Genomic DNA, 27000 nt, shown 5'->3' with positions numbered 1-27000 from the left:
CCCGCTCAGCGCCCCGCCGCCGCCTGCCAGACCAGGCGCAGCCCGAAACCGCCGAGGAGCAGCGAGGTGCCGCGCAGCAGCACGCGGCGCATGCGGGCGTAGGCCGCGCGCACCGAGGCTCGGGTGAACAGGGTGGCCAGGCTGAGGTGCCAGGACATCGAGCAGCAGAAGATGGTGGCCACTGCCGCCGCGCGCACGCTCCATGGCGCGCCGGCGCCCAGCAGGCCGGCGAAGATGGTGGAAAAGAACACCAGCGCCTTCGGGTTGCTCAGGTTGGTCAGCAGGCCGCGCCGATAGCTGGCGCGCACGGTGCCCTGCGCGGCCGGGGCGGCCGGCGCCGGTTGCGCGCTGCGCGACTGGCGCCAGATCGAACGCGCCAGGTACACCAGGTAGGCACCGCCCAGCAGGGCCGCCACGCGCTGCGCCGGCCCCGCATGGGTCAGCAACAGGCCGGCACCGGCGGCGGCCAGGCTGGCCAGCAGTGTGCTGCCGCTGGCCACGCCCAGCGCGGTGGCCACGCCGTGGCGCCGCGACACGTCCAGCGAGGCCTGCGTGACGGCCAGGAAATTGGGCCCGGGAATGGCCAGCGCGGGCAGGTACACCGCGACCAGCGCGGCCAGCAGGCTCCACAGGCTCGGGCTCATCTCAGCTCCGGTGGAAACGCGGCCAGTTGCGCAGCACCACCTCGCCCTCGGCGCGGTAGGCGTAGCAGGTGCCGATCTGGAGCGGCCGGCCCTTCGCGTCCGCCGCCTCGGTGCGCTCCGGGAACTCCGTCACCAGCGACTGAAAGGCGGTGGTGGCGATGGGCCCGAGCAGTTCCTTCAGGTGCGTGCAGTTGGCGGCGTTGGCCAGGCGCTCGCGCACCGCCTTGTTCCAGCCGGCGACCATGCGCAGGCCCACCAGCGCCTGCAGCGCGGCCCCGGCCTGCGGGCATTCGGTGTAGGGGGCGGCGTCGGCGAAGGCCTGGACCGCGCGCACCGTGTAGTCGCCATCGAACACCAGGCGCATGCCGAGGTCGTGGATGGGCTCGCCGGCCGGCACGACGCGCCCGGCCCGCGCCAGCTCCTGGTCGAAGGGCTTGGAGTCGCGCAGCCGGGCCTCGATCTCGTACAGACCGTCGCTGCGGCGGAAACCGCGCATCTCGATGCGCCGCAGATGCAGTTCTTCGCGGGTGACGGAGGCATCGAACGCTACGGACGATGCGGGGGATGCGGGGGATGCGGGGATCGAGGAGGAGTCGGGATGGGGGTTCACGGCAGGAATCCGGGCTTGCGGGCGGCGTGCCCGCAGCCAGCATATCCGCTTTGCCCGCCGGGCCGCCGGCGGGGCGGCGCCGGCGCCGGCGGCAAAGGACCTACCATGGGCCGATGCTCGGCATGGACCCCATCGCTCTGGCCCTGGTGCTCGGCGGCGCCTCGCTGCATGCCACCTGGAACCTGTTCGCCAAGAAGGCCTCGGCCGGCCTGCCCTTCATCTGGTTGTACGACCTGGTCAGCGTGCTCGTGTTCGCGCCCTTCGCGCTGCTGGCCTGGCGCGGGGGCGCCGCCGCCCTGCCGCCCGCCGGCTGGGCCGCCGTCGCCTGCAGCAGCATGGCCCACCAGTTGTACGCACTGGCCTTGCAGCGCGGCTACCGCGCGGGCGATTTCTCGGTGGTCTACCCGGTGGCGCGGGGCACCGGCCCGCTGATCAGCGTGCTGGTGGCGGTGGCCGTGCTGGGCGAACGGCCGCCGCTGGCGGCGTGGGCGGGCATCGCGGCCATCCTGGGGGGCATCGTGCTGGTGTCCGGCCTGCGGCTGCGCGGCCGTGCCGGCCCCGGGCGCGCCGGCCGCAACGGGCCGGGGCTGCTGTGGGGCCTGCTGACCGGCTCGATGATCGCCACCTACACGGTGATCGACGGCTGGACCATGCACAGCCTGCGGCTGGAACCCGTCACCTACTACGTGATCGGCCTGGCGCTGCGCGCGGCGATGATCGCGCCAATGGCGCTGCGCGACCCGCCGGCGCTGGGCGAGCAGTGGCGGCGCAACGCGCTTGCCATCGTGACCGTGGGGGTGCTGTCGCCGCTGGCCTACCTGATGGTGCTGTACGCGATGGGGCGGGCGCCGCTGGCCTACGTGGCTCCGGCGCGCGAACTCTCGCTGCTCATCGGCATGGTGCTCGGCGCGCTGGTCCTGCGCGAGACGGTCGGCGCCGTGCGCCTGCTCGGCGGGGGCTCGATGCTGGCGGGTGTGGTGCTGCTGGCGCTGGCGCGCTGAGGCGCGGCGGCCGCGCGGCCCGGCAAGGCCTGCGCCAGCAGGCCCAGGCCGATGGCCAGCAGCCCGGCGTGCACGTAGCGCGCGAAGCCCTGCGGGTGCATGCGCCGGTTGAGCCAGCGGCCGAGCACGATGGCCGGAATCGCCGCCGGCAGGCAGATCAGGTAGTCGTGCGTCACCTCGGGCACCCACAGGCCGCTGAGCCGGTAGCCCAGCAGCGCCAGCAGGCTGGCCGGCAGGAAATAGCCCTGCAAGGTGGCGCGGAACTGCTGCGAGCTCCAGCGGCGCATGGTTCCGTACACCACCAGCGGGGGTCCGTTCATGCCGTAGGCCGCGCCCAGCACGCCCGCGCAGAAGCCGCAGCCCAGCAACCAGGCCGGGCGGTCGCTGCGCAGGTGGGGAGGTTTGCGGCCCAGCAGGCTGTAGGCGGCGAAGGCGATGATCAGCAGCGCCAGCGCGATCTTCAGCGGTGGCTGATAGCGGCTGCCCAGCAGCAGCAGGCCGCAGGGAATGCCCGCCAGCGAGGGCAGCAGCAGCCCGAGGCTGCCGCGCAGGTGCACGTGGCGCCAGTCCTGCGCCACCACGGCGGCCGCGATGGTGGTGGACAGCAGGACCACCAGCGGCGTCACCAGGCGCAGCGGCAGGACCAGCGCCAGCAGGGGCACCGCGAACAAGGCCTCGCCGAACCCGAAGGTGGAGCGGATCAGGGTGGCGGCGAACACGATGCCGAGCATGTACAAGGAGGCGTGGTCCATACCCCCATTCTGCGGGAAGCTCAGGCACACTACCGGGCAGTTGGCACTTCGAACGATTTCCGGAACCTTCCATGAAAGCCGTGATCTACGAATCCTTCGGCGCCCGTCCGCAGTTGCGCTCGGCGCCCGACCCAACCCCCGAGTCGCACGGCGTGGTGATCCGCGTGATGGCCACCGGCGTGTGCCGCAGCGACTGGCACGGCTGGATGGGGCACGACCCCGACATCCGCCTGCCGCATGTGCCGGGGCACGAGTTCGCGGGGCTGGTGGTGGCCGTGGGCAGCGACGTGCGGCGCTGGAAGGCCGGGGACCGGGTCACCGTGCCTTTCGTCGCGGGCTGCGGCGCCTGCCCCGAATGCCACGCAGGCCACCAGCAGGTATGCGACCACCAGTTCCAGCCCGGCTTCACGCACTGGGGCTCCTTCGCCGAGTACGTGTCGGTGCACCAGGCCGACCTCAACCTGGTGCGCCTGCCCGAAGCCATGGACTTCGCCACCGCGGCCAGCCTGGGCTGCCGCTTCGTCACCTCCTACCGCGCCGTCGTGGACCAGGGCCGGGTCTCGCCGGGCCAATGGGTGGCGGTGCACGGCTGCGGCGGCGTGGGGCTGTCGGCGGTGATGATCGCCAGCGCCTCGGGCGCCCGCGTGGTGGCGGTGGACATCGGCGACGACAAGCTGGAGCTGGCGCGCGCGCTGGGGGCCGACGCCACCGTCAATGCCTCGCGCACGGCCGACGTGGTGGAGGCGGTGCGCGAGATCACCGGCGGCGGCGCCCACGTCTCGCTGGACGCGCTGGGCCATCCGGCCACCTGTTTCAACTCCATCGCCAACCTGCGCAAGCGCGGGCGCCACGTGCAGGTCGGGCTGATGCTGGGCGAACATGCCGAGCCGGCCGTGCCGATGAGCCGGGTCATCGCCCACGAACTGGAAATCGTCGGCAGCCACGGCATGCAGGCGCACCGCTACGGCACGATGTTCGCGATGATGGATTCGGGAAAGCTGGACCCCGCGCGCCTGGTCGGCCGCACCGTGAGCCTGGAACAGTCCATCGACGTGCTCACGTCGATGGACGCCTTTCCGGGGGTCGGGGTGACGGTGGTCACCGAATTCTGAACCCCGCCGGACGGGAGCCGCATGGCGGCCCCCGCCGGATGCTCGGGTCTTACATCGACATCTTGATGTCGCCGCAGGCGACGTACTTCTTGATGTCCTTCGCGCTCTCGTGCACGTTGATGGCCATCGGGCTGGCCAGCAGGGTCTTGATGGACACCGGCACCACGGTGCTGGACATGCCGTCCTTCACCGGCTTCAGGCCGAACTTGGGCTTGGGATCGAGCTTGGCGCAGGTGCCGGGGTGGATGTGGGCCGGCTGGGCCACGCCCGCGGGGCCGCCCTGCAGGTGGATTTCCACCAGCGTGCCGTCACCGTGCGGGGTCAGCGTGGCGTACCCGGTCTCACCGGAGCCGTTCTGCGCCGCGAGTTCGATTTTCGTGCCCATGTCGGCCGCCGAGGCCGAAGATTGCGCAACCAAGCCTACACCTGCAGCAAATGCCAGGCCAATAAGGAGTTTGTTCATGGGAAATCCCCTGGGGTAGTCGAACATACGACCGAGTCGGATAGTAGAAACGGCGTTACAACCCCACGATCGTAGTGGTCATCCCGCGTTCCGCGGACGCCTCAGACCAGGCGAAGATCGGCCGGGCGGCTGTCCGGGAACACCGCCGCCAGGCGCCCGGCATCGAGGCCCCACAGGCGCGAGAACAGGCCGCCCAGCAGGTCGCGGTCGTTGGTGAGCACGGGGTAGTCCCGGTTCTGGTTCAGGGTCGCCGGGCTGAGGGCGACCTGCTCGCCCACGACGCGCCCGCCGCGCACACCACCGCCCAGCACCCAGTACACGGTGCCGTGCCCGTGGTCGGTTCCCCGGTTGCCGTTCTCGCGGAAGGTGCGGCCGAATTCGCTGAGCACCACCACGGTGGTGTCGCGCCACGCCGGGCCCAGGCTGCGCGACAGCGCCGCCAGGCCCTCGCCCAGCGCCCCGAGCTTGTCGGCGAGCTGGCCGTGGGCGCCGTTGGCGGAAGCCTCGTAGACATGGGTGTCCCAGCCGCCGACGTCGATGAAGCCGACGTCGAAACTCTCGCGCATGAGCGCGCCGATGCGCGCCGCCTCGGCCACGAATCCGCGCGGCGCCACCGCGCCGCGGCTGGCCGCGCGCATCTCGGCGTTCCAGTCCGCGGCCTGCATGTCGCGCGCCACCGTGGCCTGCACGGCGAAGCCCTCGCGCACCGAGGCGCTCTGCGCGGTGCCGCCCCACATGCGCTCGAGCAAGGCCTGCTGCCCCGGCGCGATGCCCGGGCGCCCGGCGCTGGCGATGGCCAGGTTGGGCACCCGCCGCGGCCCGCGCAGGGACAGCGGCAGTTGCGCGCTGAAGGCCATGGGGCGCGTGCCGCCGCCCAGTTGCTGCAGCAGCCGGTTCAGGAAGCCGTCGTCGTAGCTGCGGGTCTGTCCGCCCTGGCCGAGTTCGATGTGGTCCTGGGTCTCGAAGTGGCTGCGGCTGAGGTCGCGCGTGCCGGCGAAGGGCACGAAGGCCAGCTGGCCGGCCTGCCACAGGGGCAGCAGGCTGGCGCGCAGCGCGGGATGCAGCGCCCAGTCGGCGTCCAGCGCGACGGCGGCGTCGGCGCCGCTGCCCGGGCGCGGCACGGCGATGTGCGGGCGCGACTCGTAATAGAACTCGCTGGTGTAGGGCACCAGTACGTTGGCCGCGTCGTAGGCGCCGCGCAGGAACACCAGGATGAACTTCGGCCTGCCCGCGACGGGCGCGGCCCACAGCGTGGCGCCCGGCAGCGCGAGCGTGGCCGCGGCGGCGGCCTGGAGTACGTGACGTCGTTGCATGATCCTGGCTCCGTGCGAAGGCGGCGTGCGAAGGCTGCGTGAAAAGAGTCCGGCCCGGCTACTGGTTCATGAACTCGGGCGAGGCCAGCCACAGCGCGTTCCAGCGCACGCGCGGCCCGGCCTGCGCCAGCACCTGCCGGGTCGCGCCGCTCAGGCCGGGCTCGGCGGCCAGGTACACCGGGCTGCGCGCCAGTTCGGGCGCCGGTCCGCGCGGCCCCTTCGGCTGCGCCTCGGCCGGCAGGAGGCCGTCCTCGCGCAGGTAGGGCGGCGGCTCGCCGAACAGCGCGGGCGCCCCGGCGCCGAATTGCTGCGCAATGCGAAAACGCGTGGTCATGGCACCCGAGCCGTCCCAGGCCGCGGCGCCCACCGGGTATCCGTCGGGCGTGCTGCGCCCGAACAGCGGCTCGCCCAGCGCGGCCAGCGCTCCGAGCATGGGCTGGGGATTGCGGATCAGCCGCGGCCCGGCCAGGCCGGCGCGCACGCTGGAGATCACGTAGCGCATCGGGTCCTTGAACTGCGGGCTGGCCAGGCTGGCGGCGAACTGCGGGCTCCTGTACATGGTGCGCAGCACGGCGGCGATGTCGCCATCGCTGCGCTGCCAGCTGCGCACCATCGCCGCCACCATCGCGGGGTCGGGATGGTCGGCCACGAAATACCGCGCGAGCTCCAGGCACAGGTGTTTCGCGGTGGCCGGGTCGTCGGCCAGCAGGTCGACCACCTGTTCCATCTCGTCCACCGAATCGCCCTGCAGCGTGTGGCCCAGCACGAGCTGCGGGGAGCTGTCGTGGCGCGCCGGGTTGAACACCACCAGCCCGCGCTGCCACAGCAGCCCGCGCCAGGCCGGGCGCACGCGCACCGGGCGCCCGGCCAGGTCCACGCCCAGCCCGGTGAGCGCGTGCGCCAGGTGGGTGACGTCGGCCTGGGTGTAGCCGGAGCCCACGCCGAGGGTGTGCAGCTCCATGAGTTCGCGCGCGTAGTTCTCGTTGATGTGGCCGCGCGCGTTTTGCGCATTGTTCAGGTACAGCAGCATCTGCGGCGAGAACATGGTGGCCCGCAGCAGGTCGCGGAAATGACCCAGCGCGTGCGGTTCGATCACCCGCATCTGGTAGTCGGCCATCATCGGGCCGACGAGGAAGCCGTGGAACACGTTGAAGTGGTTCATCCAGAACCAGCTCAGGCGCTGCTGCAACTGGTTGGGCGCGTAGACCGCCAGCAGCAGTTGCTGCGCCATGGCCTGACGGGTGAGCGCGTTCATGCGCTGGCGCAAGTCCTTGAGCCGGGCCTGCGCGTCCCCGGCGTCCGCGGAGCCCGCCGCGCCGCCGGACATGCGGATCTGGCGGCGCTGCTCGACCAGCGGCGCGATGAGCTGCTCCAGCGGCGCGTTGACCGGCAGCGCCGCCAGGCTGCGCGCGAGTTGCGGCGGCAGGGTGGGGTCGGGGTCGGGGCGCAACTGGGCGTCCAGCAGGCGCGTCGCTCCCTGTTCCCGCAGCTGGCGCAGCTGCGCGGGGTCGGCCCCCCAGCCGATGCGGTCGAGAAAGGCCAGCGGGTGGGCCCGGGCGCCCGCGTCCAGATCCGCGGCCGTGGAAGCCTGGGCAGCGCAGGCGCATCCCGCGAGCAGCAGCATCGGCGCCCCCAGACGCAGGACGCGCGGCACCCGGCACCTGAAACGGAACATGGCCAGCCCTTTGCTCGAAGCCCGGCTTGCGGGAAGCACGCCCGGCGGAGTTCGAGGCCGGGGACGATGACGGCCATAACGGAGGCTGACATGCCTTCGGCGACACCGCCGGGATACGCATCTGTGACCAATTGCATCCGTGCCGCGGGCGGTGGGCGGCGCTTGGCGCTTGCATTACAGTGCTGGCCCATGCCACGTCCCGCCCCCCCATCCCCGCTGAGCGACGCCGAGGTCGACGAACTCGATCAGTTCCTGCTGTATGCCGGCATCGAGGAAAGCATGACCCTCGACATGCTCGACGGCTATCTGCACGCACTGGCCATCGGCCCGGAACGCATTCCCCCACGCCGCTGGATGCCCAGGATCTGGGGCGAGGATCACGCCGACATGGCGCCTCCGGTGCGCGACGCCGCGAAGGCCCGGCGCGTGGTCGGGCTCGTCACGCGCCTGTACGACAGCATCTGCGCGCGCCTGCAGAACCCGCGGGGCGCGGTGATCGAACCCCTGTGGTCCAGCTTCGAGGATGCGGGCGTGGAGCGCGACGATGCCCGCATCTGGGCCTGCGGCTTCCTGGAAGCCGTGGAGATGTGCGGGGAGGCCTGGCAGCCGCTGCTGGATACCCGGGAGGGCCAGGAGTGGCTGCGTCCGCTGCACCTGCTCGGCGACGAGGACCCGGGCCCGCGCGAGCGGGCCCTGACCGCCACGCCGGCGGCCCGCGAGCAGCTGACCCACGAGATTGCGCAGGCCGTGCTGTCCATGCACGCCTACTGGGCGGCCAGCCGCGAAGCGGCGGACGAGGGGGACGAGGCCGACGGCCCCTCCTCCTGAATCCGCCCCGACCGGGGGCGGACGCAGGCCCGACTCAGGCCGGGCGCAGCTCGAAGGGGAAACTGCGGTGGCCGACCTCGACGCCGCGGGTGTTGCGCAGCGGCGGCTCGTGGAAAGCGGCCAGCCGCTCGCGCTGTGCCTGGCTGCCCAGGCCCAGGCGCGCGAGCACCTCGGACACGATCATGTAGAGCATGTCGACGCGGCCGTCCTCGATTTTCACCGCGAGCCCCAAGGCTCCGTCGGCGCCGAGTTCACGGGTGCGCGCCGAGGCTCGCACCCCGATGCCGTAGCAGCCGTCGGCGCCGAGCTTGCCCACGAGCGCGCCCTCGTAGGCGCGCATCAGCTCGGTGCAGTAGCGGCCCTCGCCCGCGACGAGTTCCGGGTGGCGGGTCATCGCGTGGTAGATGCGCGCCAGCGTGGAGCCGGACGTGGAGCCTGGCGCGGCGTCCGCGGCATCCGCGGCGTCGGCCAGCCCGGCATAGAGCCTGGCGAGCCGGTCGAGCGCGAAGGCCGGCGTCGGCAGGTTGCAGCCGTCGATACCCCACAGCACCTGTTCGGGCGGCAGTTCGCACAGGGCGGCGACGGTGCGGCGCACGCGCTGCTGCATCGGGTGGCCGGCCTCGTGGTAGTCGGCGGCGTCGCCGCCGAGCAGCATGGCGCCGGCGAGCATGCCGACATGCTTGCCCGAGCAGTTGCTGCACGCCGGGGTCGGCACGAAATCGTGGCGGATCCAGTCGCGCTGCACCGCGTCGGACAGCGACGGGTGGGGCCCGCAGCGCAGCGCCGACTCGTCGGCGTGCAGCCTGGCGAGCATGTTCCGGGTACGCTCGATGTGGCGCTGCTCGCTGCTGTGCGAGGCGCACATGAGCGCCAGATCGGCCTCGTCGAATCCGAAATGCTCGAGCGCGCCGGTTTCGACGATCGCCGCGGCCTGCGCCGGCTTGGCCGCGGAACGCGCCAACGTGACCCGCTCGGGGTCGCCGAAACCGTACAGCAGACGCCCGCCCGCATCGACCACCGCGATGTGCGCGAGATGCCGGTTCTCGATCGCTGCACCGCGGTAGCTCACCGCGGCGACACCTTGCATGTCCATGGGCTCCATCCAGGTTCGGGTTTGCGTCGGACGAGGGATCGGACCCGCCCGCTCCGCTCGTGCGCCTCACTATACCTAGAGATCTCTTGACATAAAAACCTAAAAAATGTACAACATAAAAACCTAAATAAAACAAGACAGGATTCCCTGGACGATGGCAACGCCCACCGACAAACTCGCTCAGTCGCTCGATGCCCTGAAGGCGCTTCAGGACGCAAAGGCTGTCGCGATCCGGGCGTCCTACCTGTCACGCGTCCATCGCGAACGCCTGCTCAAGAACGGCTTCATCCGCGAGGTCATGAAGGGCTGGTACATCCCTGTCCGGCCCTCTGGCCCTGCGGGCGAGAGTACTGACTGGTACGCGTGCTTCTGGCCGTTCTGCGCGGCCTACCTGAGCGAGCGCTTCGGACAAGACTGGTGCCTTGGTGCAGAGCATTCCATCGCCTTGCACACTGGCAACTGGAACGTTCCGCGCCAACTTCTCGTCCGCGCAACACGCGGGGGCAACAAACCGACCGGGCTGCTGCACGACACGTCGATTTTTGATCTCCGCCTTGAGGTCCCAAAGCCAGGGGACATCCAGATCATCGACGGCTTACGGGTGATGCGCTTGCCTGCTGCGCTGGTTGCCTGCGCGCCGGGACACTTCGCGGCGCACCCCATCGAAATGCGCGCTGCGCTTGCCATGGTGGCCGACGGCTCCGATGTGCTTGGCCGCCTGCTCGATGGCGGCCATAGCAGCATTGCGGGACGACTTGCCGGGGCTTTCCGCAACATCGGGCGCGACCAGATCGCGGAGTCGATCACCGCGACCATGAAGGCGGCGGGCTATACCGTCAACGAGACCGATCCCTTCGCCGACCGACCGCCCATCGCTATCGGACAGCGGGAGACATCGCCCGTTGTCAACCGCCTGCGCATGTCGTGGGCCGAGATGCGAGGAACCGTGCTGGAGCGCTTCCCCCCCGCGCCGGGTCTGCCTGGAGATGTCGCAGCCTATCTGAACAAGGTCGAAGATGCCTATGCGACCGATGCCTACAACTCCCTCTCGATTGAGGGATACAGGGTCAGCGCTGAACTGATCGAGCGCGTGCGATCCGGCAACTGGAACCCTGACAAGGACACAGACCGCGAGCATCAGGACGCGCTTGCGGCGCGCGGTTACTGGCAGGCCTTCCAGAAAGTCAAGGACACGCTCAACCGGATATTGCAGGGAGGAAACGCAGGCGAAGCAGCGCAAGCCGACCACGGCACCTGGTATCGGGAGATGTTCGGTCCCAGCGTGACAGCGGGTCTTCTGAAACCTGCCGACCTTGCGGGCTATCGCAACGGCCCGGTATTCATCCGTCAGTCGATGCACGTGCCGCCGCGTAGCGCCCCGATGGCCACCTCAAACTGCTCCACCTATGGCCACCCAAACTGCTCCAGGCAGGACGTGTGGATTATGCGTCGGCGGTGGGGCTGAGGGCGATGCGTGAGGCGGCCTCCTTGAGCCTGTAGCTCTTGCCCTCGAACTCGAGCATGGCGGCGCGGTGCATGAGGCGGTCGAGGATGGTGGTGGCCATGGTGGCGTCGCCGAGGTACTTGCCCCAGTCCTGCACGACGCGGTTGGAGGTGACGACGATGGAGCGACGATGCTTGTAGCGCTGGTGGACCACGGTCTGCAGCAACTCGGCGGCGGCGTCGCAGATGCGGCGGGCCAGGAACAGGTCGTCGAGCACGAGCAGGTCGGGCTCGACCCAGGCGCGCAGCAGCGAGGCCTGCTCGGCCGGACTGGCCAGGGTGAAGTGGGCGAACTCGGTGTCGGCCTCGACGTAGCGCACGTCGTAGCCCTGCAGCGTGGCCTGGTAAGCCACGGCCTTGGCGACGTGGCTCTTGCCGGTGCCCGGCCTGCCGATGATCATGGCGTTGGCGCCCTCGGCGATGAACTTCAGTGCGTGCAGCTCGAAGCAGGCCTGGCGCGGCAGCTTGGGGTTGAAGCGCCAGTCGAAGTCGGCCAGGCCCAGGCGCTCGTCCAGGCGCGAGTGCTTGAAGCGGCGCTCAAGCAGGCGCGAGCGGCGGCGGTCGAGCTCGTCCTGCAGCATGCAGGCGAAGGTCTCCAGGAACGGTTCCTGATTGCACTGGGCCTGCATCAGCCGGGTGCTCAGCGTGTCGGCGATGCCCGAGAGGCGCAGCTCGCGCAGCGCGCGTTCGATCTCATTCATGGTCATGGGTGAAGCTCCTTGAGGGGGTCGGGTCGTGGGCCTGCGCGGCGCCGCGCGCGAACAGCTCGGCGTAGTCGTCGCCGGGGCGGATCAGGGGGTGTTCCTGGGCCAGGTCCAACTCGGCCTGCGGCGGCATATCCAGGGCCGCCAGCGCGGCGGCAACGAGCCGCTCGGTCAGCGCCTTGACGTGGCGGTAGCTGTACAGGCCATCGTCGATGGCGGTGGCACAGGCGGTGTCGATGAGGCGCTTGGGATAGCGCCCGGCCAGGCCGACGATGCCCCAGAGCTTGCGCTGACCGACCCGGCCCTCAATGGCGAACAGCAACTCGCACAGGCGCGAGGTGTCGGGGCCGATGGCGCGGGCCTGGACGAGGATGCGGCGGGTCTCGCGCGAGGGGTTAAACACGCGCTCGTCAGCCGGCAGCACGACGGTGCCTGGACGCTCGGCCTTCGCGTGGCTGCGCAGCAGCACCTGGGTGGCCAGCTCGCGGATCTCGATGCGGCGCGCAAAGATGCGCACCAGGACCTTGGAGCCGATCGGCGCCGGGCGCGCCGCGTAGCTGCTGTGGTCGACGCGCACACAGGAGTCGTCGTAGACGGTGCGCTCCTCGTCCTTGAAGTACTGCATGCCCAGGACCGGCAGCGGCTGCAACAGGGGCCGCTCCTGCTCGAACATGGCCTGCACCTGGCGGCGCTCGGTGCCGTGGATGCGCGTGGCCGCCCACGTGCGCTCCCAGTGATCGAGGAAAGTGTTCTGCTCCTCGATCGAGGCGAAGTGGCGGCCCTTCAGGGCCGTGGCCTGGGTGTGGCCGATGGCGTGTTCGACCGTGCCTTTGCGGTTGGGATCGCGCACGCGCGCCGGGTCGGCGACGACGCCGTAATGCGCCAGGGTGGCCGCGTACACCGCGTTGAGCTGGGGCTCGTACAGGTCGGGCTTGATGACGCCTTCCTTGAGGTTGTCGAGCACGGCGTAGCGGCACGAGCCGCCGAAGTACCGCCATGCCTGCTCGTGCAGCTCGGCCCAGACCTGCTGGCTGGACTTCCACACCACGCGCCGGAAGCTGGCGCGCGAGTAGCGCAGCGTGGCCACGAACAGCCGAGGCCGGCGATAGCGGTCGGTGCCGGGTACGAGCGTGGGGGCGCCCTCGCCGTAGTCGACCTGCATCTCCTCGCCGGGCTGGAAGCTCAGGCGGTCGAACTGCTCGGGTGCGCGGTGCCTCAGCCGGGCGACGAAGCGCTTGACCGAGTTGTACGCGCCGGCGAAGGCGAACTGGTCAACCAGGTCCTGGTAGATCGCCATGGCGTTGCGCTGCAGGCGCAGCTGCGCCTCGATGAAGGTGCGGTGCGGCTCACACGCCGAGACCGTGGCGGGCGCCGGAGTCGGTGGCCGCGGTGGAGCAGTTTGTTCCTCTGGGTCGGTGGCCAGGGTGGAGCAGTTTGGCGGCTCGGCGGCAAAGCGCTGCTGGTAGGCGCGGATCGTGTGGCGCGAGATGCCGGTGATGCGCGCTATCTCTCGCTGCGTCGCGCCCTTGCCCAGCAAGGTCCAGATCGTGGTTTGGAGATGTGGCTTCAAGACGTTCACCTGTGGGTCCCCGAGACGTGCAAGGGGACAGAAAGTAACGTCCTGCCGGTGTGACCTCCGGCTACGGCGACGCCGCGCTCAACGCGTCAGATCGCCGTGGCCAGGGTGGAGCAGTTTGACCTGGCCACAGGTGGAGCAGTTTGGGTGGCCATCAGGGGTAGCGAAGCCGTGCGCGAGCTGATGCCCGCCTTTTTCGATCTCCTGCGCGAGGAAAGCGAGCCGTCCGTGCGCGTGGTTCTCGGACACTTCTTCTTCGTGAATATCCACCCGTACTTTGACGGCAATGGACGGATGGGGCGCTTCTTGATGAATGCGATGCTCGCCTCGGGCGGTTATCCATGGACCGTCGTTCCCCTCGCGCAGCGGACTCGCTACATGAACGCCCTGGAAGCGGCGAGCGTCGAACGAGATATCAGGCCTTTTGCGGAGCTCCTCGCGGAACTTGTCGGCCACGGGTAGCTGAGCATCCCGCTCCACGTCTGCTCCACTCGCGATGACATTTCAAGTCTCGCCATGTCCCGCGCCGACCGCCCTTGCTGCTCTGCCACTCCAAGGCGCGCCTTCCAGGACGAAAAAGGACGAAAAAAAGCCCGACTGCGATCGTCGGGCTTTTTTTGCAAGCGGTTGATTTCGCTTGAATCTCTGGCGGAGTGGACGGGACTCGAACCCGCGACCCCCGGCGTGACAGGCCGGTATTCTAACCAACTGAACTACCACTCCATTCGCTTTGCAGTATTCCGCGAGCGAAAGCAGAGATTGTGCGTCATGCGCCGCCGCCTGTCAATACGCGCGGGAACCACAGCGCCGAGGCGAGCCCCACCCAGAAACCCAGCACCATCGCCAGCTGCGAGGCGGCCAGCAGCCAGGTGAAGCGGGCGCTGCCCCCCGAGGCCGCGGCCACCGTCTTGCTCAGCGCGTTGGTGCTGAAGGCGGCGCCCACGCAGACGGCTGCCAGCCCGGCCGAGAGGGCGCCGCCGGCGTGCAGTTGCAGCGCCGAGACCGACGAGGAATGGGCATCGGCCAGGCCGGCCAGCGCGGTCGCCACCAGCACCCCGCTGCCGCCGAAGCGCCGGTAGGCCTGCTCGGCCACGAACAGCATGGCGCCGACCGCGGCGGCGAACAACAGCGCGGCACGCGGGCTGAAGGGGCGCCCGGCCACGGCCGCCGCCGCCGGCGCGGCCTGGCCGCCGCGCCGCGCCAGGCGCGCGCTCCACCACCCCGCGGCGAGGGTGACGGCTCCGGCCAGCAGCAGCGCCGGCGCCAGCCGGGCCAGCAGGCCGGGCGCCACCACGGCGGTCATGACGCCGAGTTGCACCACGGTGGACACGTTGGACCACAAGGCGCCCGCCAGGCAGGCCTCGAACCAGCCGGGATGTTCGCGCGCGCGCCGCGCCATCGCCGCGATGGTGGCGGTGCTGGAGACGAAGCCGCCCAGAAGCCCCGTCAGCGCCAGGCCGCGTACGGGGCCCAGCCAGCGCAAGGCGACGTGCCCGAGGGTCTGGATGGCCATCAACAGCACGGCCAGGGTCCACAGCACATGGGGGTTGAGCCCGCCCAGCGCGGGCAGCGCACGGTTGGGCAGCAGCGGAAGCACCACCAGCGCCGAGGCCGCCAGCAGCAGGCCGTGCTGCAGTTCCTGCTCGCTGAGCACGGAGCGCACGAAACCGTGCAGGCGTGCCTTGGCGGCCAGCAGCACGGCGACCAGCACGGCCAGCGCCGAGGACAGCGCCGCCTGGCGCATGGCCAGGGCGCCCAGCAGCACGCACAGCAGCAAGGCGATCTCGGTGGTGATGCCGGGGTCGTTGTCGCGGCTGCGCAGGTAGCCGGCCACGGCCAGCGCCGCCACCGCCAGCACGACGGCGACCAGCGCGGCCGCGCCCAGGCTGGCCGCCGCCGCGCCGGCCAGCGCGGCCAGCGCGAAACTGCGCAGGCCGGCGCTGGCCTGCTCGTCCGGGTGGCTGCGCTCGCGTTCGACGCCGATCAGCAGGCCGGCCCCGAGGGCCGCCACCCAATGCAGGAGATCGCCGAGACTCGAATCCATGGCACATTCTCGCCGCGCCGCGCGCGGCGGCAAGCCCCGCGGATCAAGGTCGCACCCGAGCGCCCGCGCCGCCCGTGGCGCCGGCTCCGCGCCGGTTCCAGAGGTCGAACAGCGCCATGCCGGCGAGCATGCAGGCGAAAAAGCCCCAGCGGTCGGCGCGCAGGCTCAGCAGGTTGAGCAAGGCGGGGCCGGGACAGACTCCGCACAGGCCCCAGCCGACTCCGAACATCACGCTGCCCGCGACCAGGCGCGGGGTGATCGCGCGCTGGCTCGGAAACTCCAGCATGCCGCCCAGCAGCGGCCTGCCCCGGCGCATGGCCAGGCGGATCGGCACCGCCGCGGCGCACACCGCCCCGCCCATGACCAGCAGCAGGGTCGGGTCCCAGCGCCCTGTCACGTCCAGGAAGCCCAGCACTCGATCGGGGTCGACCATGCCGCAGAGCATGAGCCCGAGGCCGAACAGGGTGCCGGAAGCCAGCGCCACCAGGTTGACGGCGCGCTTGCTGATGGCGGCGCCCTTCATCGCGGCTCCCCGCGCATCGGGCTCACAGCAGCGCTCCGGCGTGGCGGATCACGAAGACGGTAAGCATGCCGCTGGCCATGAACAAGCCCACCGCGAGCAGCGAGCGCGGCGCCAGCCGCGGGATGCCGCAGACGCCGTGGCCGCTGGTGCAGCCCGAGCCCAGGCGGGTGCCGAAGCCGGTGAGCAGCCCCGCCGGCAGCACCAGCGCCGCCGGAAGGGCGTGCGCCGCCCCGGGAAAGCCGCGGCCCAGCGCCAGCCACAGCAGGCCGCCGAGCAGCACGCCGCCCATGAACCAGGCGCGCCAGGCCTGGGCTCGCACGCCGTACACGGCGTCGTGCAGCATGGCACCGGCGATGCCGCTGCAGCCCATGATCTTTCCCGCGGCCAGCGCGAACAGCCCCGCGGCCGTGCCGATCAGCACCCCGCCGCCGAGGGCAGCAAGCGGGTGCAGATGGCTCCACTCGATGACGAAGGACATGTGGCGCGGCTCCCCGGCTGCCTGGACATGCGGCATTGTCGGGGCCCGGATACATATACTTCTATCAGTATTTGTCCGGGGGTTGGCAACCGACCCCCGCGAGGGCCGGTTGCGTCCGGAGGCTCAGGTCTTCAGCAGGTCAGGGCGCAGCGGCAGTTCGCGCAGGCGCTTGCCCGTGGCGGCGAACACCGCGTTGGCCACGGCCGGCGCGATGGGCGGAGTGCCCGGCTCGCCCAGGCCGCCGGGCGCCTGCGTGCTGGGCAGGATGTGCACGTCGACCCGCGGCGCGCTGTCCATGCGCAGCATGCGGTACTTGTCGAAGTTGCCCTGCACCACCCCGCCCGCGTGCAGGTCGATGCGGTCGTACAGCGCCGCGGTCAGCCCGTACACCACCGCGCTCTGGATCTGCGCGGTGACGATGTCGGGGTTGACCACCTGGCCGCAGTCCACCGCGCAGGTCACGCGATGCACCCGCACCTGCCCCTGCGCGTCCACCGACACCTCGGCCACCTCGGTGACGTAGCTGCCGAAGGACTCGTGCATGGCGATGCCGTGGAAATGCCCGGCCGGCAGCGCCTTGCCCCAGCCGGCCTCGCGCGCCGCCACGTCCAGCGTGCCCAGTGCGCGCTGGTCGCCGTGCACCAGCAGCTCGCGCCGGAAGCGGTAGGGGTCGGCCCCCGCGGCATGGGCGAGCTCGTCGATGAAGGATTCGACGGTGAAGGCGGTGATGGAATGCCCCACCGAGCGCCAGAAGCCCACCGGCACCGGGGTGTTGCACAGCACGTAGCGGGTCTGCGCGTTGGGCATCGCGTAAGGCAGCTTGACGGCGCCCTGCACCGAGGTGTCGTCGATGCCGTCCTTCACGTACTGCGGGAACACGCGGGAGAAGATCGACGGGCCCACGATCTGGTGGGTCCAGGCCTGCAGCCTGCCGTCGTGATCGAGCACGGCGTGCAGCCGGTGCAGGTTGGCCGGGCGGTAGAAGTCGTGCCGGGTGTCGTCCTCGCGGGTCCACACCACCTTCACGGGCTTGCCGCTGGCCTTGGACAGTTCCACCGCCTGGGCCACGAAGTCCTGCTCGAAGCGCCGGCCGAAGCCCCCGCCCAGCAGCGTGGTGTGCACGTGCACCGCATGCGGCGGCAGCCCGGCGATCTTGCCGGCGACCAGCTGGTTCATGGTCTGCGCCTGCGTGGGGCCCCAGATGTCCACGCGATCCTTCTGCACGAAGGCGGTGCAGTTCATCGGCTCCATGGTCGCGTGCGCCAGGAAGGGCAGCGCGTACTCGGCGTGCAGCGCCTTGGCGCCCGCGGCCGCCGCGGCCGGCGCCAGCGCGGCCTCGCCCTCGCCCACCTTCCAGGCCACGGCGCCGGGCTGTTCGCCGGCCTTGCGGAACAGGGCCATGATGCCGGCGTCGTCGAGCGCCGCGTTGGGACCCGGGTTCCAGTCGATCTTCAGCGCGTCGCGCCCCTTGCGCGCGGTCCAGAAGTCCTGCGCCAGCACCGCCACGCCGTCGCTGATGCGGTGCACCGAGTGCACGCCGGGAATGGCGCGCGCCGCGGAGTCGTCGAAGCCGCGCACGGTGGCGCCGAAGGCCGGCGGCTGGGCCACGCTGGCGATGAGCATGCCGGGGATCTGCATGTCCAGGCCGAACACCGCCTGGCCGGTGGTCTTCTCGGGCACGTCCACGCGCGCCAGCGGGCGCCCGACCAGCCGGAAATCCTTCGGGTCCTTCAGGCGCACCTGCGCCGGCACGGGAAGCCGCGCCGCATCCTCGGCGAGTTCCCCGAAGCGCGCCTGGCGCCCGCCGGGGCCGCGCACCACGCCGGCCTCGACGCTGCAGGCCGCCGCGTCCACCTGCCAGCGCTGCGCCGCCGCCTGCACCAACATCGCGCGCGCGGTGGCGCCGGCGCGGCGCAGCGGCAGCCAGGAGCTGCGCACGCTGGTGCTGCCCCCGGTGGCCTGCATGCCCAGCAGGGTGTTCTTGTAGGCCTCGTGCGCGCCCGCCTGCAGCAGGCGCACGCGCGGCCAGTCGGCGTCCATCTCCTCCGCCAGCAGCATGGGCAGCGCGGTCATCACGCCCTGGCCCATCTCGGACTTGTCGACCACCAGCGTGACCTGGTCGTCGCTGCCCACGCGCACGTAGGCGTTGGGCGAGAAGGCCCCCGGCTCGGCCAGGGGGTTGAACAGGGGCGCCGCGGCGGCGGCCTGCGCCACGCGCGAGGCGGTGGGCAGCATCAAGCCCAGGACCAGCCCGCCGCCGGCCAGCGCCGAGGTCTTGAGGAAGGCGCGGCGCGAGGCGGTCTCGGGCGCCATGTCGAGCAGATCGTCGGCCATTTCAGGACTCCTGGCCGAGCGCGTGCGCGGCGTCGTGGATGGCGGCGCGGATGCGCGGATAGGTTCCGCAGCGGCAGATGTTGCCGGACATGAAGGCGTCGATGTCGGCATCGCTGGGCTTGGGCGTCTGCTTGAGCAGGGCGCTGGCCGACATGATCTGGCCCGACTGGCAGTAGCCGCATTGCGGCACCTGGTGCGCCACCCAGGCGCTGCGCACGGCCTTGGCCTCGCGGGTCTGCAGGCCTTCGATGGTGGTCACGCGCATGCCCTGCACGGAGGACAGGGGAATCTGGCAGGAGCGCACGGCGTTGCCGTCCAGGTGCACGGTGCAGGCGCCGCATTCGGCGATGCCGCAGCCGAACTTGGTGCCGGTCAGGTGCAGATGGTCCCGGATCGCCCACAGCAGCGGCGTGTCGGGGCTGAGGTCCAGGGATTGCGGCTTCCCGTTGACGGTGAATTCGATCATGTTGTTCTCCCTCGGCTGCGCATCAGGCGCAAACTTCGAGAATCCTAAGAACAACTGGGAATTCTTGCGCGGAGCCGCGCAAACGTGAAATCTTGTAACGCCAGGTGCCTCAGGCGCCTTCGCCGGGCTCCGCGCCGTCGCGGTAGTTGCGCCAGGCCCCCAGCGCCTCGCGCATGCCCAGCACCTGGCGCTCGAAAATCGGGCAGGCCTGGCAGATCAGGAAATGCGCGCGGATGATCGCGCGCTCGCGCAGGCTCAGCGCGCGGTCCTCCCGCGCGATCACCAGTGCGGTGACCTCACGGCATGTGCGGAAGGGCTTGAAACTCATGATCTCGACTCACCGAACCAGCGCAGTTGCAGGCATTCGCGCAGACGCAGCCGTGCGCGGGACAGCATCTGCCATACGTTGGTCGGGGTGAAGCCCAGTTCCTGACAGATCTCGTCGGTGCCGAGTTCCAGCCACTCGCGCATCAGGAACACGCGCCCGAGCTTGCCGGGCAGCAGGTCCATGCAGGCTTCCAGCACTTCCAGGAACTGCTTCTGGCGCAGCACCTCGGAGGGGGCGTTCCACACCTGCGGGGCCTGCGCGAAATGCCCGTCGGCGAGGAACATGTGCTCGGTGGGGTCCTCCTCGTCGGAGCCGTCCTCGAACTGCTGCTCGCGCTGGCGCTGGCGCAGCTGGTCCAGCACCTTGTGCTTGAGAATGCCCACCACCCAGGTCTGCACCTGGGCGCGCGCGCCGAAGCGCGGCAGCCCCTCGATGGCCGCCAGCAGCGCTTCCGACACCGCGTCCTCGGCCCAGGCACGGTTGCGCAGCTGCAGCAGGGCCAGGCGCATCAGCGTCGGGCGCAGGGCCTCGATGCGCTCCAGCCATTGGGCCTGCTGCTCGGGACTGGCGCTGCTGGGTTCGGGAACGCTCATGGTCGGTGGGCAGGCTGCGGACGGGTTGCGCCTGCCCGGATTCTTCCACAGCTCGCAGGGCTGCGCCGCAGCCGTGTCAGGAAGCGGCGCGCCGCGCGACCAAGGGGCATCGCGGCATGGTGCCGCGCCCACCCCGAGGAGACCGCCGATGTCCGCTTCCCTGCCCCGCCACCCCCCATCCGCACTGCTGCGCCTGCCGCTGCAGGGCTGGCGCCTGGCCAGCCGCGTGCTGGACGCGCTGCGCGCGCCCGCGCTGCTGGCCGCGCGCCTGTACGTGTCCTACGTGTTCTTCCATTCCGGGCTGCAGACCCTGTCCAACTGGCAGGGCACGGTGTGGCTGTACCAGAACGAATTCCACGTGCTGCTGCTGCCGCCGCTGGCCGCGGCGCTGGTGGGCAGCGCAGGCGAACTGCTGCTGCCGCCCTTCGTGGCGCTGGGCCTGGGCGGGCGCTTCGCCGCCACCGGGCTGTTCGTGGTCAACGCGGTGGCACTGCTGTCGTACATGTACGCGCTGCAGCCGGCCGCCATCGAGCTGCACTACATCTGGGGCTCGCTGATCGCATCGGTGGCCTTGTGGGGCCCGGGCAGCTGGTCCGTCGACGCCTGGCTGCGGCGCGCGGCGGATGCGCGCAGCGCGCGGAACATGCCCGCCCAGTAATCCGCGGTGATGTGCAGGACCCGCTCGATGGAGCCGGCCAGTTCGGCCCAGTCCTTCGGTGTCCTGCATAGCCGACTCGCCGCGAGCAGCGCCTCGCGCCGGTGGGCCTTCTCCGTCGCGCCGATGTGCGCGTGGAAGTACTCGGCATGCTCGTGGAAGCTTTCGATGGAGGGATACAGCGGCATGTAGAGGCGCGCGCCCTCGTACAGCTTCGCCAGCATCGGGTAGGCAAGCCACTCCTGCGCGAGATGGGCGCCCAGGATGCCACAGGGATGCTCCGAGGTGTAGAGCACGCGCTGGGCCGCGGAGAAGGCTTGCGTGCAGGCGAGCAGCGGAGCGCGCTGCAGTTCACCGAGCGTGAAGCTGCGTCCGCCCACGCGGCTCAGCAGGTCCGTCAGGTAGTGCTCGAGCAGCTTGAGGTGGGCATGTTCGGCGTCGGCGCAGCCCAGTTCGGTGTACAGCGTGCCGGAAACCCGCGCGCGCACCTCGGTGTCCTGCACCCCCAGGATGGTCAGAGCAATCACGGCCGGGGTCTGCGAGATCCGGCCCAGGTAATTCCTGGCAAAGGTCCTCAGGTCCTCGAAACCCAGGGGCTGCCCCATCCAGAGGGCGTAGAAATCGTTGTCCAGGGCCGGATGGCGGTGGACGCCGTCCAGCAGTTCCTGGACCGCGGGGGCAACGTGGTCTGTCATGGCGAAGAGCTCCTCGTGCGATGCGCGCCGTGCCGGCGCGTGGCTGTTGGACCCCGCCGCCGCGCCGAAGTTCGCTAGCAGGCCTCGACGCCGTCGAGCCAGGCCTCGCGCACGGCCCGCTGCAGCCAAGCCGCGAAATCCCAGCCCGGCCCGGCGCTGCGCAGGGCCGAGGCCACGCTGGCGCCGCGGCGCAGCGCGCGCACCCAGCGGCGTTGCGCGGCGTCCAGCGCCTCGCATTGCACGCCCTCGGGGCCGCGCCAGGCCCAGGCGCATTGCGCGCCTTGCTCCAGTGCGCGGCGCAGGGCTTCGCCGTCCGCGCCGGGGCTGCGGTGCAGCAGCCAGAGCCGGGCCACCGGCCAGCGCGAATCCAGCTCGCTCACGCCGGCGGCCGGGCGCAGGCGCAAACGGGCCGGGTCGTGCAGCGCCAGGGCCTGCAGGTCCTGCGCGCCCAGGCGCGCGGGCCTCGCGTATTGCAGTTGCCACACGGCCCAGTCCAGGCGCGCGCAGTCGCGCAGCCAGGGCCATGCGCGCAGGCGGCGCAGGCGCCCCAGGTAGTCGGGTAGTTCGGCACCGATGCCGGCCAGGTCGCCGGCGCGCGGCGGGCGCGCGCGCCAGTAGGCCGCGCACAGCGCGCGCATCTGCGCCTCGCCGAGCATGGCCTGCAGCGTGGGGAATTGCGCCAGCAACGCGCGCTCGGCGTGCGAGCGCGCGTTGCCGCGCATGGCGTCCAGCCCGGCCTGCCAGGCCAGGCGGCTGGCGTCCACGCGCAGTTCGGCGGCGGCCGGCAGGGCCGCGCGCGGATCGAACAACGCGCGCAGCAGCGCCTGCTGGCGCCGCATTTCCGTTTGCAGGGCCCGTTCGCATTCGGCGCCCGCTTCGCCCGCGGGCGCCTCCCGCGCATCGTCCCCGGCTCGCGCGTCGCGCGCGGACGGATTCATGCCAGGCTCCCCTCTTGTGGAACAACCCCGCGCACCGCCTCGGCCAGGCGTGCGCGCGCCTGGGCCGCCTCGTCGAGCAGCACCGGCAGTTCGGGAATCGCCGTGTCCCATTCGACCAGGGTCGGAACCGGCCCGAGCAGGCGCAGCGCGTGCTCGTAGGCGCTCCACACCTGCGGCGACACGGCGCTGCCGTGGTCGTCGATCACCAGGCCGTACTGCAGGCTGTGACCGGCCAGGTGGATCTCCCCCACGCTGGCGCCCGCACCGGCGTGCGCCAGTGCGTCCAGCCAATCGCAGACCTCGTGCAGCGGCGACTCGGCGCCGCGGTTGCGCGCATTGACCATCAGGTTGTTCACGTCCAGCAGCAGCCCGCAGCCGCTGCTTCGCGCCAGCTCGGCGAAGAATTCCGGCTCGGGCATCTCGCAATCGCGGAACTCGATGTAACTGCTCAGGTTCTCCAGCAGGATCGGGCGGCGCAGGCGCTCCTGCACCTGCTGCACGTTGGACTCCAGCAGGCGCAGCTGGGCGCGCGTGAAAGCCAGCGGAAGCAGATCGTTGGCATGCGCCACGCCGCGCGCGCCCAGCGGCGCGCGGGCGAAGCATGCATGGTCGGACACGCGCGCCGGCTCGATGCGTTCCACCAGCGCGGCCAGTTGCTCGAGGTGGCGCGGGTCCACGCCGCAGGCCGAACCCAGCGCCAGGCCCACGCCGTGCAGGCTCACCGGATACAGGCCGCGCATGTGCCGGAGCACCTGCGCGGCCGCGTCGTCGGGGCAGAAGAAGTTCTCCGAATGCACCTCGACGAAACCCAGCTCGGGACGTTCGCGCGCCACCTGGGCGTAGTGCGCATGGCGCAGCCCGATGCCGGCCGCCAGGGGCGGCAGGCCGTGCGTGGCGGTCGGCGAGGGTCGCGGAGTACGCATCTGCCCGGGCCTCACATCATGTGCTTGGCCATCGTCGCCTCGAAGGCCTTGGTCTTCGCCGGGTCGGTGAGCACGGCCTTGGCCTGCGCCATGTCAAGCCCGCCCATCTTGGCGCAGGTGCCGGCGGATTCCACGACGAAATCGCCGGGGTTGTAGTTCATGTTGGCCGTGCCCTTGCACGAGTGCAGCCCCGACAGCCCGGCGCAATCGTTGTGGCCGGCCGTGGCCACGCCGAAGCACTTGCCCAGCGTGTCGGCATGCGCCGCGCCGGCGGCTCCCAGCGATCCGAGGGCCAGCAGCGAGGCGGCGGCGGCGGCTTGGACGAGTTGACGCTTGTTCATGATCTCGGACTCCTGTCGATGTTTTGCAAAGGTGGTTCAACGTGCAGACGGGAATCGCATGCACTCCACGCCGGCTTGGTCGCGGCCGCGCGGGCTTTCCTGACAGCGCACCCGCGCGCGAAGATGCAACCACTCGTAACCGGCAGGCCATCACTGGCATGGCCGGCATGTCCACCTCCGGCCCTCCCTCCGCCGCATCGCCCCCATGGGCCGCCCCGCCCTGGCTGCGCATCGCGCCGGCGCGCGAGCGCCTGAACCCGGCAGGCGCCCGAACCCGGCTTCGCAGCCTCAGTCCTGCAGGGCCGCCAGCGGGTGGGACTCGGGGGTCCAGGGGCTGACGAAGTAGGCCTGCTCGGCCCCCGCTCCGATCTCCTCGACCGCCGCCGGCTTCCAGCGCGGCCGTCGATCCTTGTCGATCACCAGCGCGCGGATGCCTTCGAGCGCATCGCCGTGCCCGCCGCCGGCCGGGTGGAAGCAGTGATGCATGACGTCGCGCTCCATGCGCAGTTCGTCGGCCAGACCCATGCTCCGCGCGCGGCGCACCAGTTCCAGGGAGACCGCCATCATCATCGGCGAATGCCGGCCCAGCGCGCTCAGCGTTTGCTGCGCGAAGGCCCCCGCGTCGGCGCGCAGCGAGGCCATGACCGAGGCCAGGTCGGGCCGCGAGAAATGGCGGTCGACGAGCTCGCGCTGCTGCAGCAGCGGCGACGCCGGGACCGCACGCGCGGCGCCGGCGACGATGTCGTGAAGTTCGCGCGCCTCGCGCGCGCCCAGCAGGCGCTCGCACAGGCCGGGCAGATCCGCGGAGTCCACCAGCACGTCGCCCAGGCCGCAGGCGATGGCGTCGCTCGCGTGCAGGGTGTGGCCGCTCAGGGCCAGGTACTCGCCCAGGCGCCCGGGGCAGCGCGCCAGGAACCAACCGCCGCCCACGTCGGGAAACAACCCGATGTTGGCCTCGGGCATGGCCAGCGCGGAGCGCTCGCTGAGCACGCGCAGCGCGGCGCCCTGGCTGATGCCCATGCCTCCGCCCATGACGATGCCGTCCATCAACGCCACGTAGGGCTTGGGGTAGCGGTGGATCAGGTGGTTGAGCGCGTATTCCTCGGTGAAGAAGGCGTCGAGCTCGGGGTCGCCGGCCAGCGCCGCGCGGTGGAAGAACTTCAGGTCGCCGCCCGCGCACAGGGCGGTCGGGCGCCCCTCGCGGGATGCGCCGCGCAGCACCACGCCGACGATCCCGGGGTCGGCGGCCCATGCGCGCAGCGCGGCGTCGAGGCTGCGCACGGCCTGCAGGTCCAGTGCGTTCAGCGCCTGCGGACGGTTGAGGGTGAGCAGTCCGACGCGCCCATGGCGCTCGGCCAGTACGGATGCCGCGGGCGCGGCGGATGCGGGCTGGGGCTGGGTGTTCAACGAGGTCTCCGGAGCTTGCGGCGCGGCATGTTAGCGAAGCCCATGCGCTGCCGGGCCGTGCAAGCTGGCCCAGGCGCGGGATCCGCCCGCGGCTACTGCAGGGAATCCGGCCCGGTGCCGGAGCCCTCGGGCGCTTCGCCCAGGTCGCCGACGTCGCCCGCGGCGTAGCCGTCCGCGGGAAGCTCCGCGGGCTCGAGCTCCGCCGCATCGGCATCCGCCGCCGGGGCCGGGGCCGGCGCAAGCATCACCGCCGGCAGTCCGAGCTGCAGCCTGGCCTTGAGCACCAGCTGGTGGCCGGGGCGAACCTGCACCGCGGCCGCGTCCACGCCACGGCGCACCGCATGGCCCCGCACGGCGGTGTCGCGTGCCTGGGGCACCAGCAGGACCCGGCCGTCGCCCCTGCGCAGGCTGGCCACCAGCGGGGTGTGCGCGCGGTTGCCGCGCTCGATCACCACGCCGAGCTCTCCGTCGGCCATTTCGACATAGGTTCCCGGCGGGTACAGGCCCAGCACGCGCAGCAGGGTCGCCCCCATGGCGTCGGGATGGTCGGCGGGCCCCATCAGCGCGCCCCGGGCCGCCAGCGCCGGCGTCAGGGCCTGGCGGGTGCGCCGCGAGCTCAGCTTGGCCGCGTACACGTCGACCCGGCGCAGCAACTCGGCCGCGCGCTGTCCCGGCTCCAGGCTGTCGGCGTCGCCGTCGTCGTGCACGAGATGGTGTTCCCGCACGGCCTGCAGCCACAGCGGGTCGCTGACCCCGATCTTCTCCAACGCCTGCGCGCCGCGCTCGGCGTGGTGGCGAATGACCTCGCGCTGCCCCATGGTGGGCGGCTCGAGCTGGCGCGCGAGCCGGTCCTGCAACTCGCCCATCGCCACGTTCATGGTCAGCGCCGCGCCGGCCACGCCACGCAGTTCCTCCTCGGGCCAGCCCAGCCAGGCGGCGCCCAGCGCCACCATGGTGGCGCAGCACACCGAATGCAGGGCGCTGTATTGCGCCGGGTTGTTGACCTTCTCGTTGAGCAGGAAATACAGGCTCAGGTCCGGGTACTCGCGCGCGAGCTGCATCAGGTCGTCGACGGACTGGCCGATGCGCTCCAGCCAGGAGGCGTCCAGGCTTTGCGCGAGCAGCAGTTGCGCCACCTTGCCGCGCATGCGCTCGACGGCCGCCAGGCCGTCCGCGACACGCTGCATGTACAGGCGCGCGGCCACTGCGTCATCGGCCTGCGCCGCGAAGTCCACCGTCTGGTTCATGTGCCGGGAAGGTTCCTTGCAGGAAAGGGTGTGCTCCGCACCCGCGGTGCAAGGCAAGAGCATAAAGGCGAGCGCGGGGATCCGCAGACCCGGAATCCGGAACAAATCCTCGAACGGGTCAAATGTTCTTGATTTGAAACAGGGTGAGCCGGCTCTCAACCGGTTTTGTCGCGACGCCATGCGCAGCCCAGGGCATGGTCGTCGACCATGCCCACCGCCTGCATCCAGGCGTAGGCGATGGTGGGCCCGACAAAGCGAAAGCCCAGGCGCTTGAGCTCGCCCGACACGCGCTCGCTCAGCGGCGTGCTCGCCGGCACGTGCACGCCGTCGCCGCGCAGCGGCCGCCCGTCCACGAAGCGCCAGCACCAGTCGGCGAAGTCCTCGCCGCGATCGTGCATCGCGCACCACACGCGCGCGCCGTCGATGGTGGCCAGGATCTTCGCGCGCGAGCGCACGATCCCGGCATCCCCCAGCAGGCCTTGCACCTGCGCCTCGCCGAAGGCGGCCACGCGCCTGGGATCGAAGCCCGCGAAGGCGCGGCGGAAGGCCTCGCGCTTGCGCAACACCACATCCCACGACAAGCCGGCCTGGAAGCCTTCGAGCATGAGCATTTCCCACAGCATGCGCGAGTCGCGCTGGGGCACGCCCCACTCGGCGTCGTGGTAGGCGCACAGCGAGGGGCTGCCCAGGGCCCAGGCGCAGCGGGGGCGGCCATCGGCCTGGAAGGGGGCTGGGGTCCTGGTGGACACGGCGG

Annotated in this window: 27 protein-coding genes, 1 tRNA gene and 2 pseudogenes; 6 read left to right on the top strand and 24 right to left on the bottom strand. The window is 71.2% G+C overall.

Annotated features, from left to right (window positions below):
- Positions 1 to 5 precede the first annotated feature (5 nt).
- Together D466_RS0106750 and D466_RS0106745 are read right to left on the bottom strand one after the other, a co-directional pair.
- Positions 6 to 644 carry a LysE family transporter gene (locus tag D466_RS0106750; RefSeq protein WP_018912953.1) on the bottom strand — a complete coding sequence of 213 codons (639 nt, stop codon included), beginning with the start codon at positions 642 to 644 and terminating at the stop codon, positions 6 to 8.
- 1 nt (position 645) lies between these two features.
- A complete protein-coding gene (locus D466_RS0106745; RefSeq protein WP_369759406.1) occupies positions 646 to 1161 on the bottom strand; it encodes a DUF2889 domain-containing protein in 516 nt (171 codons plus the stop codon).
- Positions 1162 to 1376: 215 nt separating this feature from the next.
- Here D466_RS0106745 and D466_RS20885 point away from each other — a divergent pair, with 215 nt between their 5' ends.
- A complete protein-coding gene (locus D466_RS20885; protein ID WP_038165575.1) occupies positions 1377 to 2255 on the top strand; it encodes a DMT family transporter in 879 nt (292 codons plus the stop codon).
- Positions 2256 to 2308: 53 nt separating this feature from the next.
- Here the strand turns inward: D466_RS20885 and D466_RS24690 are convergent.
- Positions 2309 to 2986: pseudogene (locus tag D466_RS24690) on the bottom strand (sulfite exporter TauE/SafE family protein); the annotation flags it as partial.
- A gap of 92 nt (positions 2987 to 3078) precedes the next feature.
- On the opposite strand from D466_RS24690, the gene D466_RS0106725 reads away from it, so the two are divergent.
- The gene (locus D466_RS0106725; RefSeq protein WP_018912950.1) at positions 3079 to 4119 is read left to right on the top strand and encodes a zinc-dependent alcohol dehydrogenase family protein; all 1041 of its coding nucleotides are present in this window, start codon (positions 3079 to 3081) and stop codon (positions 4117 to 4119) included.
- 49 nt (positions 4120 to 4168) lie between these two features.
- Here the strand turns inward: D466_RS0106725 and D466_RS0106720 are convergent, their stop codons facing one another.
- The 3 genes from D466_RS0106720 to D466_RS0106710 all read right to left on the bottom strand — a co-directional run bounded on the left by D466_RS0106720 (position 4169) and on the right by D466_RS0106710 (position 7570).
- A complete protein-coding gene (locus D466_RS0106720) occupies positions 4169 to 4504 on the bottom strand; it encodes a hypothetical protein (RefSeq protein ID WP_018912949.1) in 336 nt (111 codons plus the stop codon).
- Positions 4505 to 4683: 179 nt separating this feature from the next.
- The gene (locus D466_RS0106715) at positions 4684 to 5895 is read right to left on the bottom strand and encodes a DUF1501 domain-containing protein (RefSeq protein WP_018912948.1); all 1212 of its coding nucleotides are present in this window, start codon (positions 5893 to 5895) and stop codon (positions 4684 to 4686) included.
- A 58-nt stretch (positions 5896 to 5953) separates the two neighbouring features.
- Positions 5954 to 7570 (bottom strand): DUF1800 domain-containing protein, encoded by a 1617-nt coding sequence (locus D466_RS0106710; RefSeq protein ID WP_018912947.1) that lies wholly within the window; start codon positions 7568 to 7570, stop codon positions 5954 to 5956.
- A gap of 189 nt (positions 7571 to 7759) precedes the next feature.
- On the opposite strand from D466_RS0106710, the gene D466_RS20880 reads away from it, so the two are divergent.
- Entirely contained in the window at positions 7760 to 8398 is a 639-nt protein-coding gene (locus D466_RS20880; RefSeq protein WP_018912946.1) for a YecA family protein, read from the top strand.
- Positions 8399 to 8432: 34 nt separating this feature from the next.
- Here the strand turns inward: D466_RS20880 and D466_RS0106700 are convergent, their stop codons facing one another.
- Positions 8433 to 9491, bottom strand: coding sequence for an asparaginase (locus tag D466_RS0106700; RefSeq protein WP_026284975.1), 1059 nt, complete (start codon positions 9489 to 9491; stop codon positions 8433 to 8435).
- A 154-nt stretch (positions 9492 to 9645) separates the two neighbouring features.
- Here D466_RS0106700 and D466_RS0106695 point away from each other — a divergent pair, with 154 nt between their 5' ends.
- Positions 9646 to 10956 carry a hypothetical protein gene (locus D466_RS0106695; protein ID WP_018912944.1) on the top strand — a complete coding sequence of 437 codons (1311 nt, stop codon included), beginning with the start codon at positions 9646 to 9648 and terminating at the stop codon, positions 10954 to 10956.
- On the opposite strand, the gene istB is transcribed toward D466_RS0106695, so the two are convergent.
- Both istB and istA read right to left on the bottom strand, forming a co-directional pair.
- Positions 10934 to 11701 (bottom strand): IS21-like element helper ATPase IstB, encoded by a 768-nt coding sequence (gene istB, locus D466_RS0106690; RefSeq protein ID WP_018912943.1) that lies wholly within the window; start codon positions 11699 to 11701, stop codon positions 10934 to 10936. The two genes, D466_RS0106695 and istB, sit on opposite strands and share 23 nt — an antisense overlap.
- A complete protein-coding gene (istA, locus tag D466_RS0106685) occupies positions 11688 to 13277 on the bottom strand; it encodes an IS21 family transposase (protein ID WP_026284974.1) in 1590 nt (529 codons plus the stop codon). The genes istB and istA overlap by 14 nt, the downstream gene beginning before the upstream one ends.
- A gap of 96 nt (positions 13278 to 13373) precedes the next feature.
- Here istA and D466_RS0106680 point away from each other — a divergent pair, with 96 nt between their 5' ends.
- Positions 13374 to 13736, top strand: coding sequence for a Fic family protein (locus tag D466_RS0106680; protein WP_231385673.1), 363 nt, complete (start codon positions 13374 to 13376; stop codon positions 13734 to 13736).
- Positions 13737 to 13920: 184 nt separating this feature from the next.
- Here D466_RS0106680 and D466_RS0106675 read toward each other — a convergent pair.
- From D466_RS0106675 to D466_RS0106640, 8 genes are all read right to left on the bottom strand, one after another.
- Positions 13921 to 13997, bottom strand: a tRNA-Asp gene (locus D466_RS0106675).
- 43 nt (positions 13998 to 14040) lie between these two features.
- On the bottom strand, positions 14041 to 15318 hold the full coding sequence (locus D466_RS20875; protein WP_018912940.1) for a DUF4010 domain-containing protein: 1278 nt from the start codon (positions 15316 to 15318) through the stop codon (positions 14041 to 14043).
- Positions 15319 to 15361: 43 nt separating this feature from the next.
- Positions 15362 to 15841, bottom strand: coding sequence for a DUF6691 family protein (locus tag D466_RS0106665; protein ID WP_018912939.1), 480 nt, complete (start codon positions 15839 to 15841; stop codon positions 15362 to 15364).
- Positions 15842 to 15863: 22 nt separating this feature from the next.
- Complete coding sequence (locus D466_RS0106660; RefSeq protein WP_018912938.1) at positions 15864 to 16319, bottom strand: YeeE/YedE family protein; 456 nt, start codon at positions 16317 to 16319, stop codon at positions 15864 to 15866.
- Between the two features lie 123 nt (positions 16320 to 16442).
- The gene (locus D466_RS0106655) at positions 16443 to 18653 is read right to left on the bottom strand and encodes a xanthine dehydrogenase family protein molybdopterin-binding subunit (RefSeq protein ID WP_018912937.1); all 2211 of its coding nucleotides are present in this window, start codon (positions 18651 to 18653) and stop codon (positions 16443 to 16445) included.
- Position 18654: 1 nt separating this feature from the next.
- Positions 18655 to 19119, bottom strand: coding sequence for a (2Fe-2S)-binding protein (locus D466_RS0106650; RefSeq protein ID WP_018912936.1), 465 nt, complete (start codon positions 19117 to 19119; stop codon positions 18655 to 18657).
- Between the two features lie 109 nt (positions 19120 to 19228).
- Positions 19229 to 19447 (bottom strand): zf-HC2 domain-containing protein, encoded by a 219-nt coding sequence (locus D466_RS0106645; RefSeq protein ID WP_018912935.1) that lies wholly within the window; start codon positions 19445 to 19447, stop codon positions 19229 to 19231.
- Positions 19444 to 20040 carry a sigma-70 family RNA polymerase sigma factor gene (locus D466_RS0106640; RefSeq protein ID WP_018912934.1) on the bottom strand — a complete coding sequence of 199 codons (597 nt, stop codon included), beginning with the start codon at positions 20038 to 20040 and terminating at the stop codon, positions 19444 to 19446. Before D466_RS0106640 ends, D466_RS0106645 begins: the two co-directional genes overlap by 4 nt.
- A gap of 148 nt (positions 20041 to 20188) precedes the next feature.
- Here D466_RS0106640 and D466_RS0106635 point away from each other — a divergent pair, with 148 nt between their 5' ends.
- Entirely contained in the window at positions 20189 to 20698 is a 510-nt protein-coding gene (locus D466_RS0106635) for a DoxX family protein (protein WP_018912933.1), read from the top strand.
- Positions 20699 to 20721: 23 nt separating this feature from the next.
- On the opposite strand, the pseudogene D466_RS24685 reads toward D466_RS0106635, so the two are convergent.
- The 7 genes and pseudogenes from D466_RS24685 to D466_RS0106600 all read right to left on the bottom strand — a co-directional run.
- Positions 20722 to 21300, bottom strand: a pseudogene (locus D466_RS24685) (iron-containing redox enzyme family protein); the annotation flags it as partial.
- Positions 21301 to 21464: 164 nt separating this feature from the next.
- The gene (locus D466_RS22695; RefSeq protein WP_369759405.1) at positions 21465 to 22229 is read right to left on the bottom strand and encodes a putative DNA-binding domain-containing protein; all 765 of its coding nucleotides are present in this window, start codon (positions 22227 to 22229) and stop codon (positions 21465 to 21467) included.
- Between the two features lie 95 nt (positions 22230 to 22324).
- On the bottom strand, positions 22325 to 23251 hold the full coding sequence (locus tag D466_RS0106620) for a DUF692 domain-containing protein (RefSeq protein WP_018912929.1): 927 nt from the start codon (positions 23249 to 23251) through the stop codon (positions 22325 to 22327).
- A gap of 11 nt (positions 23252 to 23262) precedes the next feature.
- Complete coding sequence (locus D466_RS20865; RefSeq protein ID WP_018912928.1) at positions 23263 to 23592, bottom strand: DUF2282 domain-containing protein; 330 nt, start codon at positions 23590 to 23592, stop codon at positions 23263 to 23265.
- A 288-nt stretch (positions 23593 to 23880) separates the two neighbouring features.
- Positions 23881 to 24999 (bottom strand): enoyl-CoA hydratase/isomerase family protein, encoded by a 1119-nt coding sequence (locus tag D466_RS0106610; protein ID WP_018912927.1) that lies wholly within the window; start codon positions 24997 to 24999, stop codon positions 23881 to 23883.
- A 92-nt stretch (positions 25000 to 25091) separates the two neighbouring features.
- Positions 25092 to 26246, bottom strand: coding sequence for an HD-GYP domain-containing protein (locus D466_RS22690; RefSeq protein ID WP_018912926.1), 1155 nt, complete (start codon positions 26244 to 26246; stop codon positions 25092 to 25094).
- Between the two features lie 155 nt (positions 26247 to 26401).
- Entirely contained in the window at positions 26402 to 26995 is a 594-nt protein-coding gene (locus tag D466_RS0106600; RefSeq protein WP_018912925.1) for a DNA-3-methyladenine glycosylase I, read from the bottom strand.
- Positions 26996 to 27000: the final 5 nt, after the last annotated feature.

This window comes from Thiomonas sp. FB-6, assembly GCF_000377645.1.
In the GTDB taxonomy this organism is placed as follows: Bacteria; Pseudomonadota; Gammaproteobacteria; order Burkholderiales; family Burkholderiaceae_C; genus Thiomonas_A.
The sequence above is the reverse complement of the archived record's forward strand: the minus strand, read 5'-3'. Positions and strand labels throughout refer to the sequence as shown.